Here is a 16,511-nt window from a genome sequence, read left to right as displayed (position 1 = left end):
GCCCTCCGTGACAGCCTCGCGCCGCCGGCCCCGGCGGCGCAGAAAACGAAGGAGGCCCGCAGTGGCCGCAATGACCGGGCAGAAGTCGGAGGGGGACCGGAAACATCCGGTCGACGAGACCCTCCCGCCCCTGAAGATGTTCACCAGTGGCCTGCAGCACGTGGCCGCGATGTACGCGGGTGTGGTGGCCCCGCCGATGATCGTGGGACCGGCCTGCGGGCTCAGCGCCACCGAAACCGCGTTCCTGATGGGCGCCAGCCTCTTCACCGCCGGCATCGCGACGCTGCTGCAGACGCTGGGCTTCTGGAAGGTCGGCGCCAAGCTGCCGTTCGTCAACGGCGTCTCCTTCGCCGGCGTCACCCCGATGGTCGCCATCGGCAAGGCCCAGAGCCCCGGCCACGCGCTGCCGGTCATCTTCGGCGCGGTGATCGTCGCCGGTGTGCTGGGATTCCTCCTCGCCCCGTACTTCTCCAAGCTCGTACGGTTCTTCCCGCCGGTGGTCACCGGCACCGTCATCACCCTGATCGGCGTCTCGCTGCTGCCGGTGGCCTTCAACTGGTCCCAGGGCGGCAATCCGCAGGCCTCCGACTACGGTGCGCTGACCAACATCGGGATGGCCGCGCTGACCTTTGTGATCGTGCTGGTGCTGCGCCGGGTGCTGCGCGGCTTCCTCCAGCAGATCGCGATCCTGCTCGGGCTGATCGCCGGCACGCTGCTCGCGATACCCGTCGGCATCACGCACTTCTCCGCCCTGGGCGAGGCGTCCCTGTTCGGCTTCCCGACGCCGTTCCACTTCGGTGCCCCGCAGTTCGACGTCGCCGCGATCGTCTCCATGTGCATCGTGATGCTGGTCTGTATGACCGAGTCGACGGCGGACATGCTCGCCCTCGGCAGGATCGTCGGCCGCCCGGCGGACGCGCGCACCATCGAGGGCGGACTGCGCGCCGACACCCTGGGCACGGCCGTGAGCCCGCTGTTCAACGGCTTCGCCAACAGCGCCTTCGCCCAGAACATCGGCCTGGTCGCGATGACCAAGGTGCGCAGCCGCTACGTCGTGGCGACCGGCGGGCTGATCCTGATCGTGCTGGGCCTGTGTCCGGTGGCCGCCTCGGTGATCTCCCTGGTCCCGCTGCCGGTCCTCGGCGGCGCCGGCATCGTGCTCTTCGGCTCGGTGGCCGCCAGCGGTATCCAGACGCTGGCCTCGGCCGCCATGGAGAAGGGCGACAACGCCCTGATCGTCGCGGCGGCCGTCGGCATCGGGCTGATCCCGATCGCCGCCCCGGACTTCTACCACCACCTCCCCAAGGACCTGCTGGTCGTCCTGGACTCCGGCATCAGCACCGGCTGTCTGGTCGCCATCGTCCTCAACCTCGCCTTCAACCACTTCGGCAGGAAGGACGGGGATACGGCACCGGACTCCGGCGCCGTCGCCGAGGCGGCACTTCCGCCACAGCCCCGCCGCACCACCGAGGACGTCACCGGGGAGCCCGCGCCGGCCCCCGCCCACTGACGACGGCCCGCGCAACGGCCCGTACGGGAGCGGCAACTGCCCTTCCTCTGCGGGCCGTTGGGCTGCCCGCCCCCGCCCGGCGAAGGCTCAGTCCAGGAACCCTGACAACAGCTCGCGGAGCCCCGGCCCAGGGTCGAAATCCTCGTCGGGAAAGGCGAGTTGGCGGAAGACGACACCGTCCATGTAGTCGAGCAGGATCCCGCAGTGCCGCCGGGGCGCCGGCGAGCCGAAGCGCCGCAGCCACTCCGCGCCCCAGCCCGTGACGGCCTCCCGTCCGCGGGTGAGCGCCGGGCGGAGTGCGGGCCGGGCCGTGGACTCCAGGTACAGCGCGAAGCGGGCGGCGGTCCTGGCGCGCTCGGGGCCGGTCACATACCGCAGGAACCGGGCGACGGCGTCGGCGAGTTCCCCCGCGTCGGCCGGGACGGCCGCCGAGGCGAAGTCCTCCCAGTCGCGGTGCTCCCGCTCCTGGAGGTGGTCGACGATGCCGTCGATCAGGGCCGCCCGGTTGCGGAAGTAGTTGGAAGTGGTCCCGGAGGGGACCCCCGCCGCGGCGTCCACGGCCTGATAGGTCAGCCGCCGCGCGCCCTCGTCGCCCAGTACCCGGATCCCCGCGTCCAGGACCTGCTCCCGCCGTCGTGTCACCCCGTGCGCCCTTCGTGCCGTGCCCGTCCGCACCGCGTGTGCGGTGGCGAGACACTATAAACGTAGTGGCGCGGGTCGTCGGGCAGCGACGCGACGGGCCGGTACGGACCGCACCGCGGCGGTCCGTACCGGCCCTCGGGTGGGGCGGGCTCGGGGGTGTCAGCCCAGCAGTTCGTAGGCGGGCAGCGTCAGGAACTCCGTGTAGTCCGCGTCCAGGGCGACCCGCAGCAGCAGGTCATGGGCCTGCTGCCACCGGCCGGAGGTGAAGGCATCCTCGCCGACCTCGGCGCGGATCGCGGCCAGTTGCTCGGCGGCGACCCGGCGGACCAGCTCCGCGGTGGCCCGCTCCCCGTTCTCGAAGACGACACCGGCGTCGACCCACTGCCAGATCTGGGAGCGGGAGATCTCGGCGGTGGCGGCGTCCTCCATCAGGCCGAAGATGGCGACGGCGCCCAGGCCGCGCAGCCAGGCCTCGATGTAGCGGGTGCCGACCTGGACGGCGTCGATCAGGCCCTGGTAGGTGGGCTTGGCGTCGAGGGAGTCGATCGCGATCAGATCGGCGGCCTTGACGTCGACGTCCTCGCGGAGCCGGTCCTTCTGGTGCGGCCGGTCGCCGAGCACCGCGTCGAAGGAGGCGCGGGCGAGGGGGACCAGGTCGGGGTGGGCGACCCAGGAGCCGTCGAAACCGTCGCCGGCCTCGCGGTCCTTGTCGTTCTTGACCTTGGCCAGGGCCTGCTCGTTGGCCTCGGGGTCGCGGCGGTTGGGGATGAAGGCCGCCATTCCGCCGAGGGCATGGGCGCCGCGCTTGTGGCAGGTGCGGACGAGGAGTTCGGTGTAGGCGCGCATGAACGGTGCCGTCATCGTGACCGCGTTGCGGTCGGGCAGCACGAACTTGGCGCCGCCGTCCCGGAAGTTCTTGACGATGGAGAAGAGGTAGTCCCAGCGGCCGGCGTTCAGCCCCGAGGCGTGGTCGCGCAGCTCGTAGAGGATCTCCTCCATCTCGTACGCGGCGGTGATGGTCTCGATCAGGACGGTGGCGCGCACCGTGCCCTGCGGGATGCCGAGCTGGTCCTGGGCGAAGACGAAGATGTCGTTCCAGAGGCGGGCCTCCAGGTGCGACTCCGTCTTCGGCAGATAGAAGTACGGCCCCTTGCCGAGGGCCAGCAGTCGCTTGGCGTTGTGGAAGAAGTAGAGCCCGAAGTCGACCAGCGCGCCGGGGACCGGGCGGCCCTCGAACTGCAGGTGCCGCTCGTCCAGATGCCAGCCGCGCGGCCGCATCACGACGGTGGCGAGCTCCTCGGCGGGCTTGAGCGCGTAGGACTTGCCGGACGCCGGGTCGGTGAAGTCGATGCGCCGTTCGTAGGCGTCGATGAGGTTCAGCTGACCCGAGATGACGTTCTCCCAGGTCGGAGCGGAGGCGTCCTCGAAGTCGGCGAGCCAGACCTTGGCGCCCGAGTTGAGCGCGTTGATGGTCATCTTGCGGTCGGTGGGACCGGTGATCTCCACCCGGCGGTCGTTGAGCGCGGCGGGCGCCTCGGCCACCCGCCAGCTGTCATCGGCACGGATCCGCGCGGTCTGCGGCAGGAAGTCCAGCGTGCTGGTGCGGGCGATCTCGGCCCGGCGCTCGGCGCGGCGGGCGAGCAGCTCGTCACGGCGCGGGGTGAACCGTCGGTGGAGCGCGGCGACGAAGGCGAGCGCGGCGTCGGTGAGGACCTCGCCCTGCCGTTCGGGGGTGTGCGCGGGGTCGACTTCGACGATGGCCAGCGGGGACGGCGCTGGTGCGGACATGAGCTGTCACTCCATTCATCGGCGGTGCCCGGCGGCCGCGGGGACGCCTGGCGGCACGGGGTGCCGCGGGCCCCGGGGCACGGTCGCGGGCGCCGTCTGGGTTCAGGGCGCTTCTGACCAGTGGAGACTAGTTTCCTTATCGCGGAACTTCAATGGTTTGTTGATGTCGAGATTCTCCGGGTCGACACACTCATTGATCGAATGGCTCCCGGTGCCACGGCGGTCACTCTCCATTACTTCCGCATCCCCGGTCGATGTCTGGCTCCGGTGCGCGGCGTCACTCCAGACGGTGCAGATCCTCCGGGGTGTCGATGTCGTACGGCTCGGCGACATCGGCGCACTCGACCAGAGTGAGGGCGTCCGCGTGCTGCCGGAGGTAGGCGCGCGCACCGCGGTCGCCCGTTGCGGTGGCGGCGATGTCCGGCCAGCGGTCGGCGCCGAAGAGGACCGGATGGCCGCGCCGCCCGTGGTAGGCGGCGGAGGCGAGCGCACTGCCGCCGTCGTACGCCGCCACCACCCGCGCCACCGCCGCGGCGCCGATGCCCGGCTGGTCCACCAGGGACACCACCACCGCGTCCGCCCCCGAGCCGGCCAGCGCGGCCAGCCCCACCCGCAGCGACGAGCCCATGCCGTGGGCCCAGTCCGGGTTGTCCCAGAGGTGATACGCCGTCAGCTCGGCCCGCTCGCGTACCGTGTCGGCCGCCGCGCCCAGCACGATGTGGACGGGGCCGCAGCCGCCCTCCCGCAGGGCTCGTGCGGCGTGCTCGACCAGCGGCCGGCCCCGGTGGTCGAGCAGCGCCTTGGGCCGTCCCCCCAGGCGCCGCCCACCGCCCGCGGCGAGCAGCAGACCGGCCACCCGCCCTCCCGGCCGCCCGGTTGCCCCTGCCCCCTCCCTCGGGGCGTCCGGCCGGACGCGGGGCGGCTGTTCCGGATCCCTCGGGTTTGTCGGTGCTGTCGGTGCCATGGGGACTGCATACCTCATGGCGCCGTGGGGTGTGGCCCGCCGGTCAGGCGGCTCTACCTTCTTGATCGGGTTGATCGAGCCATTCGTAGGGTTGGGTCGCCCAGGGGTGCTGGGTGTGGCTGTCAGGCGGCTGCCACCTTGTGGCTTGCGAGGCTTCGCCGCCCGGCACCCCACGACGACTCGGCCGCCGATTAGGAAGTGCGAACAAGTCGCTGCGTAGAGCAATGCCGGCGAAGTCGTCCGTGGCACGAACAGTACGAACACGAACGTCAGGAGCACGATGAGCCGGATATGGGCGGGGATCGACAGCGGCAAGGGCCACCACCACGGCCTCGCCTTGGACACCGACGGCAAAACACTGCTGTCGCGGCGGGTCGCCAACGACGAGCCCGAGCTGCTGAAACTGCTCGGTGACGTCCTCGACCTGGCCGACGGGCGTCAGGTCACCTGGGCCATCGACATGACCGGCGGAGAACCCGCACTGCTGCTGGCCCTGCTGGTCAACCACGGCCAGGAGATCCTGTACATGCCCGGCCGGCTGGTGAACCGGGCCTCCGACGGCTACCGCGGCGAGGGCAAGACCGACGCCCGCGACGCCTACGTGATCGCCGACCAGGCCAGGATGCGCCGCGACCTGCGGCCCATCCGCCCCGGCGACGAAGCCGCCATCGAGCTGAAGCTGCTGACCGGACGCCGCGCCGACCTGGTCGAGGACCGCACCCGCACCGTGAACCGCCTGCGCGGCACCCTGCTGAGCATGTTCCCCGCCCTGGAACGGGCCCTGGACGTGACCAACACCGGCCCGCTCAAGCTGCTGACGGGGTACCAGAGTCCGGCCTCGATCCGCCGCGCCGGGGTCACACGGCTGACCAAGTGGCTGGCCAACCGCACCGTCCGCAACGCAAGATCCCTGGCCGAAGCAGCCGTTGAGGCAGCAGAGCGGCAGCACACCGCCATCCCCGGGGAGAAGACCATAGCCAAGCTGGTCCACACCCTGGCCGGGGAGGTGATGACCCTCAACGAGCAGATCTCCGAGATGGACAAGCTCATCGAGGGCCGGTTTCGCGAGCACGAACTCGCCGACATAGTCCAGAGCGTCCCCGGCATCGGTGCCGTGCTGGGAGCGGAATTCCTCGCCGCTGTCGGCGGCAGCCTGGACGACTTCGACTCTCCGGACGCCCTGGCGGCCTTCGCCGGCGTTGCGCCCGCGCCTCGCGACTCGGGCAAGGTCAGCGGCAACCTCCACCGGCCGGTCGCCTACCACCGAAGACTCCAGCGCGTCTTCTACACCTCCGCGCTCGTCAGCGTCCGCTGCGACCCCAACTCGCGGAAGTTCTACGACCGCAAACGCGCCGAGGGAAAGAAGCACGTCCAAGCCGTGCTCGCCCTCGCCCGCCGCCGCGTCAACGTCCTGTGGGCCCTGATCCGTGACCGACGGTGCTACGAGGTCGCACCCCCAGTGGCTACAGCGGCTTGACAACTTCATTAGGAAGCGTCGTCCGACGCGCGCGGGCGCGGGATGTGCGGCCGGAACCGCTCGCGCAGCGGGGACGTTCCCTCCTCCCCGTCCCGGTGCTCGGCGACGTAGCGGTGTATGTGCTCCAGCGTGATCTCCGAGGCGTCGGTCAGGCCGTACGCGCGGCAGATGAGCTGGACGACGCTGGCCCGACGTGGGTGAGAGCCGTTGTCGGGGCCGGAGTTGGGCTCCATGGCATTCTCCGATCCAGTGATATGCCGGATATTTCCTTGAAAGGGAGAATGCTCCATCACGTCGTGCCATACGCCTCGTCCCGGGTGTGCCCACGCCAACGGGTGCCCTGGTGAACGCATGTACTGACGCATGGTCAAGTCGAATCCGGGTACCGCGCCGCGCGCCCGTTCCGGGGCTGCCCCGGACGTCCCTCCCTGTCGCGAGCGAGGGTCCCTGCGCGGCCCCGCGGACCCGGCGGCCGTGACGGCTTTCGGCCTTCAGGTGCGGCGTAACGCGGTGCGGCCGAAGGGGGATTCCTTGAGGTCAGGGGCGTGAGCGGGCGTGCGGGCGGCGCATCCGCCGGGTACGCCGGCCGGGCCACTGCCGGGTGAATCCCGCCAGTGATCGGTTTTTTTCGCTCTCCGTATGGCGCGGGCAGCACAGGGTGGCGTTAACTGTCCCGCATCGCGGGTCGGGCAACGGCCACGGAGGACGCCGTCGTGGTGGAACAGCTGCAGAGTGACAGACGAACGACCGGGGTCGAGGGTGACCCACGGGTCCATGAGCTACGCGGGGCGGTGGCCCGGCTGCGCCGTCAACTGGCCGTCCTTCCGGGGGAGTTGCTGGACCGGGCGGCGGCAGACGACGAGCTGGCCGCCCTGGACGCGATGGTGAGCCACGGCCTGCCCGAGGTGCCCCGGCTGCGGCGCTCGCTGCTGCTGATCGCCGGGGCGGTGGGATCGGTGAGCGCGCTGTCGCCCGCGTTGACCGATGTGCGCGAGGGCATCGACCGGTTCGGCGAGCTGCCGCGCACCCGCTGACCGCGGGCGCGGGGCGGCTGGCCGCGGGCGGTTGACCGCGGGGCGGCATCCTGGCCGCCCGTCGCGCTATGCCGGCGTCTGGTTGGCCAGCGCGACCGAGAGCTGCGCCGCGACGTCCTGGAGCACCGGCACGATCTTGTCCGTCGCGGCCTCCGACACCCGGCCGGTCGGACCGGAGATGGAGATCGCCGCGGAGGTGGGGGAGTTGGGGACCGGCACCGCGAGGCAGCGGACGCCGATCTCCTGCTCGTTGTCGTCGACCGCGTAGCCCAGGCGGCGGACGTCGGCGAGCGCCTCGAGGAAGCGGTCCGGGTCGGTGAGGGTCTTCTCGGTGGCGGCGGGCATGCCCGTGCGGCCGAGCAGCGCGCGGACCTCCTCCGGCGGGTGGTCGGCCAGCAGGGCCTTGCCGACGCCGGTGGAGTGCGGCAGCACCCGCCGACCGACCTCGGTGAACATCCGTACCGCGTGCCGGGAGGGGACCTGGGCGACATAGACGACCTCGTCGCCGTCGAGCAGCGCCATGTTGGCGGTCTCGCCGGTCTCCTCGACCAGGCGGGCGAGGAACGGCCGGGCCCAGGTGCCCAGCAGCCGCGAGGCGCTCTCGCCGAGCCGGATCAGCCGGGGGCCGAGCGCATAGCGGCGGTTGGGCTGCTGGCGGACGTAGCCGCAGGAGACGAGCGTGCGCATCAGCCGGTGGATGGTGGGCAGCGGGAGTCCGCTGCTGCCGGAGAGCTCGCTCAGGCCGACCTCGCCCCCGGCGTCGGCCATCCGCTCGAGCAGGTCGAAGGCGCGCTCAAGGGACTGGACGCCGCCGCCGGCGGGCTTGGCTTCGGCGGCGGAGGTGCTGGCGCTGGACGACGGCACGTCGCGTTCCTTTCGGGGCGGGGCGGATCGGTCTCGGCAGGGCTCACGGGCGCCGGGCCCGATCGGAGCAGCCTACCGGTCCCCTTGCCCTGGCACACGGCCTCTCGCACACTCGTTCCCGCCGGTCAGGCCCCGTTCGTCCCGGGCTGCGACCCCTCGGGACGGTTCCTGGCCAGGCGCTCCCGGTGCTGCCGGTGGCCATGGCTGCGTTCTGCTGAGTGAAATCCGGTATCCATTCCATGGAATCGCCCACGGCAGTGGCGTGCTTCCGGGGGCGTGTGGCGGGTGGCGGTCGTGGGGTCTTGACGGGCCGGGGTCCGGAGTGAAGACTCATTCAACAGTCTGTTGAATCCCGTGCTCGGGGCCGGCGCGGACACGCCCTGGGGCCGTCCGGTCGGCCGCCCCGTTGGCCGTGCGCCGCACGCGCCATCGGCCAACGAGGGAAGCACGATACGAGGAGGGGACCGGGTGTCCGAACCAGAGCTGGTGCTGCGCTCCACACGCGTCGTCACCCCGCAGGGCACGCGTGCCGCGTCCGTCACCGTCCAGGGCGGCACGATCGCCGCGGTGCTGCCGTACGACGCCCCGGATCCGGCCGGAGCCCGGGTGGTGGACTGCGGCGACGACGCCCTGCTGCCCGGCCTGGTCGACACCCACGTGCACGTCAACGACCCCGGCCGCACCGAGTGGGAGGGCTTCTGGACCGCCACCCGCGCGGCCGCGGCCGGCGGGATCACCACCCTCGTCGACATGCCGCTCAACAGCCTGCCGCCCACGACCACCACGGCCCACCTCGACACCAAGCGTGCGGTGGCCCGCGGCAAGGCCCATGTCGACGTCGGCTTCTGGGGCGGCGCCATCCCCGGCAACGTCAAGGATCTGCGCCCGCTGCACGACGCCGGGGTCTTCGGCTTCAAGTGCTTTCTCTCGCCCTCCGGCGTGGACGAGTTCCCCGCCGTCGACCAGGAGCAACTGGCCGCCGCCCTGGGCGAGATCGCCGACTTCGACGGCCTGCTGATCGTGCATGCCGAGGACCCGGGCCACCTGGACGCGGCGCCCGCACCGCACGGCCCCAAGTACACCGACTTCCTCGCCTCCCGCCCCCGGATCTCCGAGAACGACGCCATCGCCGGGCTGATCGTGCTCGCCGAACGGCTCGGTGCCCGGGTGCATGTGCTGCATCTGTCCTCCGGTGACGCGCTGCCGATGATCGCCGCCGCCCGGCGCGAGGGCGTCAGGATCACCGTCGAGACCTGTCCGCACTTCCTGACCCTGACCGCGGAGGAAGTCCCGGACGGGGCCACGGAGTTCAAGTGCTGCCCGCCGATCCGCGAGGCAGGTAACCAGGACGCGCTGTGGGAGGGGCTGGCCGACGGCACCATCGACTGCGTCGTCTCCGACCATTCGCCCTCCACCGCCGACCTCAAGACCGCCGACTTCGGCGCGGCCTGGGGCGGCATCTCCTCCCTCCAACTGGGCCTGCCCGCCATCTGGACCGCGGCCCGGGCGCGCGGGCACCGTCTCGACGACGTGGTGCGCTGGATGTCCACCGCCCCGGCGGCGCTCGCCGGCCTCGGCCGGAAGGGCGCCATCGAGCCCGGCCGGGACGCGGACTTCGCGGTGCTCGCCCCCGAGGAGACCTTCACCGTCGACCCGCAGGCCCTCCAGCACCGCAACAAGATCACCGCGTACGCCGGGAAGACCCTGTACGGCGTCGTGCGGTCCACCTGGCTGCGCGGCCGGCAGATCAACGACGGCGCGACCCTCACCGAGCCCACCGGCGCGCTGCTGGAACGGCCGCGGCGCGGATAGGCGTCGGTCGCTGAACGGCCCCGCAACCCCTGCTGGGTGGCCCCGGCCCTCCGCGGTTCATCCGCAGGACGGGGTCGCTACACCCCCAGCCCGCCGACGACGGTGAGTTCCTGGCCGGTGATCTCGCCCGTCAGCAGCGGAAGGGCCTCGGTGATGGTGGCCTTCGTCTCCGGGAGGAGCAGCGAGGCGTCATGCTGCTCCTTGGTGTCCCACAGCTCGTGCACCCAGATCAGGTCCGGGTCGGTGGTGTCGGACACCCCCACCGCGTAGAGCCGGCACCCCGCGGCCCGCAGGCCGTCGACGCCGCGGAGCAGCAGGGCGATCACCTCGTCACGGTGCCCGGGCCGGGCCTTCAAGGTCGCGTGGTAACCGTAGGACACCGTGGCTCTCCTTCGGATTCCCCGGGGTGCGGGGGCGCGGGACGGATCAGTCCGCCACAGCGTCCCAGAACATGAGCTCGTACGCCTGGAGGAGGCGGCCGTAGCGGTGCGCCATGGCCGGCTGCGCCTGGCCGGTGTCGAGGCCGTGCTGCACCGCCTGGCGGGCCCGCTCCTCGACGGCCGGCGCCGGCTCGGCGAAGAACCCGAAGAAGGCCCGGGCCGACTCCGGGAAGGCGTAGTGCTCGCGCATCGCGGCCTCGACGGTCGCGCAGGTGTCGCCCCAGGCGGCGAAGTTGGCGGTCAGGGCGATCGCCACATCGGCCGGCTCGCCGCCGAGGGCGAGCCGCGCCGCGTAGGAGGGGTACGCCTGACAGCCGGGGCGCGGCCGGTAGTGCGCGATCTCCCGCTCGGTCAGCTCACACGCCTCCGCCAGCCCGGCCAGCTGTTTCAGGGCCTGCGCCTCGCCCTGGGCGAGCAGGTCGAAGAAGTCGGCCACCGGTGGGTCACCGTCCGCCCGCCGCGCCAGGTGCTGGAAGCTGAGCCGGTCGGCGGTGATCACCTGATGCTGCTCGAGGGCGAAGGTGGCGAACACCGAGCGCGGCGCCGTCCCCGCCTCGATCCGCGCGACCAGCCGGTTGGCGTCGGTGTCCGGGGCGAGCACCCGGACCGCGTCGTCGAGCACGGCGACCGCGGTCGGGCGGGGGGCGTCGGGGGCGGGTCGGGCCATGGTGTCGGTCTCCTCCGGGGCGAGGGCGGTGGCCAGAGCCTCAGATTAGGGCGCGGGAGACCGGCGGCGGGCGCGCTGACGCCGGTGCGTCCGGGGGAAGCGGGCGGCCCCCGGCACCGCCCCGGACCGACGGGGCGCGATGGTGCGGCGGGTCGCCCGGCATACCGCGTCGTCGCGGGCGTGGCCGTCCGTGCGGCCCCGCCGCTCAGTGCAGAATCACCTCATTGACCTCGGGGACCGCCCCCTGCTCCCGCCAGACCAGCCGTACGGCCTCGATCGCACCGCCGTCTGCCGCAAGCCGCGTATACGCACCGGACGAGACGCCGAGCGTGCGCCAGACACCGCCCGTACGCACCTCGATCCGCGCCGCCGGGCCGGAGGCGCCCCGCGGACGCAGCACCACCACGGACCGTGCCGTGCGGGGCGCGGCGGGGGTGAACTCCAGTGTCTCGCCGGGCTGTGGCGCCCGGGCCGCGCGGTAGGCGGTGGCCGGGTCGCCGTCGCCCGCCGACCGCAGCGTGCTGCCCCCGGCCGCCGGCGGCCCGCCGCGTACCGTCATCCGCCCGGCCCCGGCCACCGTGAACTCCCGTACCACCAGCCAGTTGTCCTGTGCCCGGGTGGCCCGCGCACGAACGTAGCGGGCGGTGGTGCCGGCCGGCGGTACGGCGGTCACCTCGGCCTTCCCGTCGAAGGCGGCCAGCTGCCGCCAGTGCTCGTGGTCCGCGGAGAACTCGACGACACCGTGGTGCAGGTAGTCGTCGGGGCTGTCGCTCTTGCCCATGGCCAGGGTGACGGTGCCCAGCGGACGCTCGGCCCCGAGATCCAGCCCGACGGAGGAACCGGCCCGCGGCGCCGCCCCGCTCCAGAAGTACGTGGCGTCCTCGCCGTCGGTCATCCGGGAGGGGGCGTTGTCCTGGTACACGGCGAGATCCGTCGACGCCCGGGGGCGGCCGGTGACCCCCAGCGCCCGGTCGTGCGCGGCCAGCGCATCCTCCACGAAGGTGTCCAGCACCCCGTCCGCCACCAGTACCGGGACCCGCTTGCCCCGCATGTCCACATAGACGAAGGACTGCGCGGTGCGCACCAACTCCGGTATCCGCTGCCGTAGTTGCCAGGCCGTCGCGCCGTCGCCCGCCCTGGTCGCCTCGATCAGCCGCAGCGCGGTACGTGCCGCGACACCCCAGGCGTGGGTGGCGTCCAGCCACGGCCCGCTGTCCCTGACGAAGCCGCGGTCGGGGAGCCGGTCGCGCAGCACGGCCGGCGCGTCCTGGAGGGTCCGCAGCACCGCGTCGAGCCGCCGGGCCGGCCCGCCGGACGTGAAGTCCTTGACGGCGGCGGCCAGTTCGGGTGCCTGCTGCGGGTTGAGCGCCGAGGAGTACCCGGCGTCGGCGAAGGCCCGTAGTGCCCGTGCCGTGAGGGCGTCGCCGCCGGACAGCTCCTCGATCGCCGCACCCCAGGAGGCCCGGGCGTCATACGCCGCGTCGTTCCAGGCGTAGTCGGCCACCGTGTGCAGGGCCAGTTTGGAGGCGGCGGGCTGGATCATCGGGTTCGCGGTGATTCCCGCCAGCTGCCCCGGCAGCCCCTTCTCCCGGCCGTTGAACGGCCCGAGCAGCAGCCGGCCGGTCACATAGTCGTTGACCGGGTAGTTGTCCCAGGTCAGGATCGGGTGCCCGAAGACTTCCCGGGCCTGCCGCGCTTGGCGGACGGTCATCGTCGGCGCGATCACCCCCACGCCCGTCCACTCCACCAGCACCTTCGCGTCCAGCTGGGTCGCCAGCGCCTTCTTGTACGGCGACGGCTGCACGTCGGCGTACTCGGTCGGCACCATCTGCAGTGGTCCGGCGCCCGGATGCGTGGCGATGAACTCCCGCTGCACACGGTTGAGCAGATGGGCCTGGGCGGCACCCGCAGCCCCGCCGCCGGTCCCGAACCGGTCCTTGTCCGCCGCGCAGTTCCAGTGTGTGTAGCTGATGTCGTCCAGCGGCACCGCGAAGCTCCGTACGCCGATGTCCCACAGCGTCTGGAACTTGGCGGTCAGCGCCTTGAGATCCGCGTCGGAGCCGTAGCAGACGGACAGCCCCGGGGAGAGGGCGTAGGTGAACTCCACATGCCGCTGCCGCGCCCGGTCCACCAGCTCCTTGAGCTGCGCGAGCCGCTCCGCCGGGTAGGGGTCACGCCACTTCTCCCGGAGGTAGGCATCGTCCTTCGGCGAGTACACAAAGAGGTTCATCTTGTGCGCGCCGTAGAAATCGAGCTGGTCGAGCCGCGCCTCGTGGGACCACGGGGTGCCGTAGAAGCCCTCGATGACCCCGCGCAGCGGCGTGGCCGGCCAGTCCCGTATGACGGTGCCCGCCACCCGGGCGCCCGGCCGGGACCGGTGCGGCAGCAGCTGCCGCAGGGTCTGCGCGGCGTAATACGTGCCGGTGGCGTCCTTGCCGGACAACGCGATCCGCCCCTCGCCGACGGCCAGCGCATAGCCTTCGGCGGGCAGCCCGCCGGGCCCCCGTGCGCCCAGCTGTGCCAGCGTCCGGGCCGCGCCCGGACCGTCCACGTACACCGTGAGCTGCCCGCCGCCCGGCGCCCGCCCGGCCCGTACGACGCGCTGCGCCCCGGCGTCGGCCAGCGCCCTCTCGACGGCCGACAGCGCGGCGGCATCGGCCTTCGGGCCCGCGACGACGGTCACGGACGGGGTGAGGGTGACCCCGCCGGGCAGGTGCCGGACGGAGTGCGGCGTGGGGGAGAGGGCAGGGGCGGCGGCCACGGGCCTGGCCCGGGCGCCGTCCCGCCCCGTGCCCTGGCCGGCGCCCGGCGGCCCCGACATGCCCGTCAGGGGGAGCACGGCCAGGCCCATGGCCAGCGCGGTGGCCGCCGCGGTGCGGGTGCGGTGCATCCTTCGGTCCTCCTCGGCACGACGAGGTGCGGGACGGGAGTGCCGCGAGCCGTGCGCCAGCAGGCTTCACCCGGCTGCCGTGTCGGGGCAATGGACTTTCGGACCGAGGAGATGGACGCCGCGCCGCCGCTCCCGGCGTCACCGTGTCACTGCGTCACCCGTCAGCGCGTCACCGTGTTTTGGCGATGACCACCAGGAGACTCATGAACGCCAGCAGCACATGTGTCGCGACCACGTAGATGAACACCCGCACATACAGCCCGCGGGGTGGCTTGTTCTCGACGTAGGTCCGGCCGGCCGCCGCCTCGGGCGGTTGCTCCGCCGACGGGGGAGTGGCAGGGGCGGTCTGATCAGGCCTCACGAATCCGGTCCTTCCGTCAGGAGCGACGCCGGGGCTCACAGCCCGCGGCGCCGCGCGTCGTCACCGAGGCAGAGTTCGGCGGCGCCGCTCTGCAGCAGGGTGTGGACGAACAGCAGCTCCACCCCGCTCTGCGAGGCGGCGGCGATCCGGTGCGGGGTCAGCGAGTCGAAGTGCGCCGCGTCCCCCGGATCCAGCACATGCACCGCCGCACCGAGCGTCAGCCGCAGCCGCCCGTCGAGGACGTAGAGCCACTCCTCGCCCGGATGCACCCGCACCAGCTCGCCCTGTGCCCGCTGCGGCACATGCACCCGCAGTGCCTGCATCGCCCGCCCGGCGCCGCCCACGGTCCAGTACGTCCAGCCGCCGGCCTGCGACGGTTCGGTGCGCCCGGCCCGCACGATCGGGTCCCGCTCCGGTGCGGTCTCGCCGAGCAGGTCGGATACCGTCGTGCCGTAGGTGCGCGCCAGCGCCAGCAGCATCGGCAGCGACGGCTGCCGCCGGCCGGTCTCCAGCCGCGACAGGTGCGCGGGCGACAGACCCACCAGCGGGGCCGCGGTCTCCAGCGTGAGTCCACTGCGTCGCCGCAGGTCACGCAGGCGCGGTGCGACGGTGGACAGCTCCTCCGGAGGAGTGCCGGAGGGCTCGTCGGGGAGCTCGGTCATGTCCCCGGTATAACGAGCTCTCGCCTCCGGGGCAAAAGATTTGCCTCTCAGGCAAAAGCTGCCGTCGCCGCCTCGTCCTCTCGTCGGGTGGCTGCCGGAGGGCCCCGGACGGGCTCACCGTCCCGCGGCCCGGCCGGTCTCACCGCCCGGCGTCCTGCGGGTACCAGCGCAGCTCGACCGTGTTTCCGTCCGGGTCCTCGACGTAGATCGACTGCGCCACGCCCCGTGCCCCGTACCGGCCGACCGGACCCTCCAGCACGGTGAACCGTCCCGAGTCGATGACCTCCTGCCAGTCCAGCGGCTCGACGACCAGGCAGATGTGGTCGACGTTGGACCCGCCGCCTGCGTTGCCGACCACCAGATCGATGATCGTGCTCGGGCTGATCCGTACCGACGGGAACGGGGCGTCGCCGGCCCGCCACTCGTCCACCCGGACCGGCTCCAGTCCGAGCGGCCCGCAGTAGAACGCCAGCGCGCGCTCCACGTCCTGCACCGCGAGCACGAGGTGATCGAAGTCCTTGACCCGCATGGGCAACCTCCAGTGATGTGAGCCGAACCGGCCCGGTCCGGCCCGGCCCGCGGCACACCGCACCCGGGCCGATCTTGTTCAACCCCTGAATTCAACCCGAAACCAGCAGGGCTGCCGTTCTTCTGACGTCGGGACGGCTCGTGACGGCCCGCCCGGCTCTGCCCTGGCCTGGGCGGGCGGTCGGCGAGGCGCCTGTTTCCCGAGAGCGAAAAGGGCTTTCCGAAAGGGCTTCTGACGCCGCATCGCATTCGCTTCAATTGCGCTGACCGTGTGAACTCCCGGAAAACTTCCGCTGTTTGGGATTGACAGGATCATGTCTACGCGCGTCATCCTGAGAGGTATGAGAATCCCCCCACGGATCACCAGGATCGGCGCCGCAGGCGCCCTCGCTTCGGCCCTTCTCATCGGCGGGACCGCGGTCGCCGCCACCCCTGCCGTCGCCACGACGCACGCGGCCACCTCGTACGCCACGACGGCGCACGCAACGGCCGCGCACGCCGCGGACATCGGCAAGGTCTGCTACTCCAAGCTGCCCTCGCAGGCCCATGACACCCTCGACCTGATCGCGAAGGGCGGGCCCTACCCCTATCCGAAGGACGGCACGGTCTTCGACAACCGGGAGCATGTCCTCCCGGACCAGAGCGCCGGCGACTACTACCACGAGTACACCGTCGTCACGCCGGGCTCGCCCGACCGCGGTGCGCGCCGCATCGTGGCCGGCGAGAAGAAGGACGAGGACTACTACACCGCCGACCACTACTCGACGTTCGAGCTCGTCGACCGCAGCTGCTGAGGCCGGTGGGCCGGTAGGCCGGAACGGACGTACGGCAGAGCGGCACCACACCACACGGCAGAAACGCCGACACCACAC

The 16,511-nt window shown here is 72.2% G+C and carries 16 protein-coding genes; 5 read left to right on the top strand and 11 right to left on the bottom strand.

What is annotated here, in order from left to right; all coding sequences use genetic code 11:
- The first annotated feature begins 70 nt into the window (after positions 1–70).
- A complete protein-coding gene (locus OIU81_RS06940; RefSeq protein WP_329154937.1) occupies positions 71–1,510 on the top strand; it encodes a nucleobase:cation symporter-2 family protein in 1,440 nt (479 codons plus the stop codon).
- An 87-nt stretch (positions 1,511–1,597) separates the two neighbouring features.
- On the opposite strand, the gene OIU81_RS06935 is transcribed toward OIU81_RS06940, so the two are convergent.
- The 3 genes from OIU81_RS06935 to OIU81_RS06925 all read right to left on the bottom strand — a co-directional run bounded on the left by OIU81_RS06935 (position 1,598) and on the right by OIU81_RS06925 (position 4,796).
- Positions 1,598–2,152 carry a TetR/AcrR family transcriptional regulator gene (locus OIU81_RS06935; protein ID WP_329144923.1) on the bottom strand — a complete coding sequence of 185 codons (555 nt, stop codon included), beginning with the start codon at positions 2,150–2,152 and terminating at the stop codon, positions 1,598–1,600.
- Between the two features lie 159 nt (positions 2,153–2,311).
- On the bottom strand, positions 2,312–3,940 hold the full coding sequence (gene aceB / locus OIU81_RS06930; RefSeq protein WP_329144921.1) for a malate synthase A: 1,629 nt from the start codon (positions 3,938–3,940) through the stop codon (positions 2,312–2,314).
- A gap of 277 nt (positions 3,941–4,217) precedes the next feature.
- Complete coding sequence (locus tag OIU81_RS06925) at positions 4,218–4,796, bottom strand: nucleotidyltransferase family protein (protein WP_329144919.1); 579 nt, start codon at positions 4,794–4,796, stop codon at positions 4,218–4,220.
- A gap of 388 nt (positions 4,797–5,184) precedes the next feature.
- Here OIU81_RS06925 and OIU81_RS06920 point away from each other — a divergent pair, with 388 nt between their 5' ends.
- Positions 5,185–6,381 carry an IS110 family transposase gene (locus OIU81_RS06920; protein WP_329142155.1) on the top strand — a complete coding sequence of 399 codons (1,197 nt, stop codon included), beginning with the start codon at positions 5,185–5,187 and terminating at the stop codon, positions 6,379–6,381.
- 8 nt (positions 6,382–6,389) lie between these two features.
- On the opposite strand, the gene OIU81_RS06915 is transcribed toward OIU81_RS06920, so the two are convergent.
- A complete protein-coding gene (locus OIU81_RS06915) occupies positions 6,390–6,614 on the bottom strand; it encodes a hypothetical protein (protein ID WP_329144918.1) in 225 nt (74 codons plus the stop codon).
- Between the two features lie 480 nt (positions 6,615–7,094).
- On the opposite strand from OIU81_RS06915, the gene OIU81_RS06910 reads away from it, so the two are divergent.
- On the top strand, positions 7,095–7,415 hold the full coding sequence (locus tag OIU81_RS06910) for a DUF5955 family protein (RefSeq protein WP_329144916.1): 321 nt from the start codon (positions 7,095–7,097) through the stop codon (positions 7,413–7,415).
- A 66-nt stretch (positions 7,416–7,481) separates the two neighbouring features.
- Here OIU81_RS06910 and OIU81_RS06905 read toward each other — a convergent pair whose 3' ends face one another.
- The gene (locus tag OIU81_RS06905; protein WP_329144914.1) at positions 7,482–8,279 is read right to left on the bottom strand and encodes an IclR family transcriptional regulator; all 798 of its coding nucleotides are present in this window, start codon (positions 8,277–8,279) and stop codon (positions 7,482–7,484) included.
- Between the two features lie 468 nt (positions 8,280–8,747).
- Between OIU81_RS06905 and allB the strand changes: the two genes are divergently transcribed.
- Positions 8,748–10,091: an allantoinase AllB gene (gene allB, locus OIU81_RS06900; protein WP_329144912.1), complete on the top strand. Its 1,344-nt coding sequence runs from the start codon at positions 8,748–8,750 to the stop codon at positions 10,089–10,091.
- Positions 10,092–10,168: 77 nt separating this feature from the next.
- On the opposite strand, the gene OIU81_RS06895 is transcribed toward allB, so the two are convergent.
- The 6 genes from OIU81_RS06895 to OIU81_RS06870 all read right to left on the bottom strand — a co-directional run bounded on the left by OIU81_RS06895 (position 10,169) and on the right by OIU81_RS06870 (position 15,640).
- The gene (locus OIU81_RS06895; protein ID WP_329144910.1) at positions 10,169–10,471 is read right to left on the bottom strand and encodes a putative quinol monooxygenase; all 303 of its coding nucleotides are present in this window, start codon (positions 10,469–10,471) and stop codon (positions 10,169–10,171) included.
- 46 nt (positions 10,472–10,517) lie between these two features.
- Positions 10,518–11,198, bottom strand: coding sequence for a transcriptional regulator (locus OIU81_RS06890; protein WP_329144908.1), 681 nt, complete (start codon positions 11,196–11,198; stop codon positions 10,518–10,520).
- 205 nt (positions 11,199–11,403) lie between these two features.
- Positions 11,404–14,088 carry a beta-N-acetylglucosaminidase domain-containing protein gene (locus OIU81_RS06885; protein ID WP_329144906.1) on the bottom strand — a complete coding sequence of 895 codons (2,685 nt, stop codon included), beginning with the start codon at positions 14,086–14,088 and terminating at the stop codon, positions 11,404–11,406.
- Positions 14,089–14,257: 169 nt separating this feature from the next.
- Entirely contained in the window at positions 14,258–14,449 is a 192-nt protein-coding gene (locus OIU81_RS06880; RefSeq protein WP_329144904.1) for a DUF6126 family protein, read from the bottom strand.
- A 35-nt stretch (positions 14,450–14,484) separates the two neighbouring features.
- Positions 14,485–15,111 (bottom strand): helix-turn-helix domain-containing protein, encoded by a 627-nt coding sequence (locus OIU81_RS06875; RefSeq protein ID WP_329144902.1) that lies wholly within the window; start codon positions 15,109–15,111, stop codon positions 14,485–14,487.
- A 139-nt stretch (positions 15,112–15,250) separates the two neighbouring features.
- Complete coding sequence (locus tag OIU81_RS06870; RefSeq protein ID WP_329144900.1) at positions 15,251–15,640, bottom strand: VOC family protein; 390 nt, start codon at positions 15,638–15,640, stop codon at positions 15,251–15,253.
- 340 nt (positions 15,641–15,980) lie between these two features.
- Here OIU81_RS06870 and OIU81_RS06865 point away from each other — a divergent pair, with 340 nt between their 5' ends.
- The gene (locus OIU81_RS06865) at positions 15,981–16,433 is read left to right on the top strand and encodes a ribonuclease domain-containing protein (protein WP_329144898.1); all 453 of its coding nucleotides are present in this window, start codon (positions 15,981–15,983) and stop codon (positions 16,431–16,433) included.
- The last annotated feature ends 78 nt before the right edge of the window (positions 16,434–16,511 follow it).

It is taken from the genome of Streptomyces sp. NBC_01454 (assembly GCF_036227565.1).
GTDB lineage: Bacteria > Actinomycetota > Actinomycetes > Streptomycetales > Streptomycetaceae > Streptomyces.
Note: the sequence above shows the minus strand (reverse complement) of the source record. Positions and strands in the feature narration are given on the sequence as shown.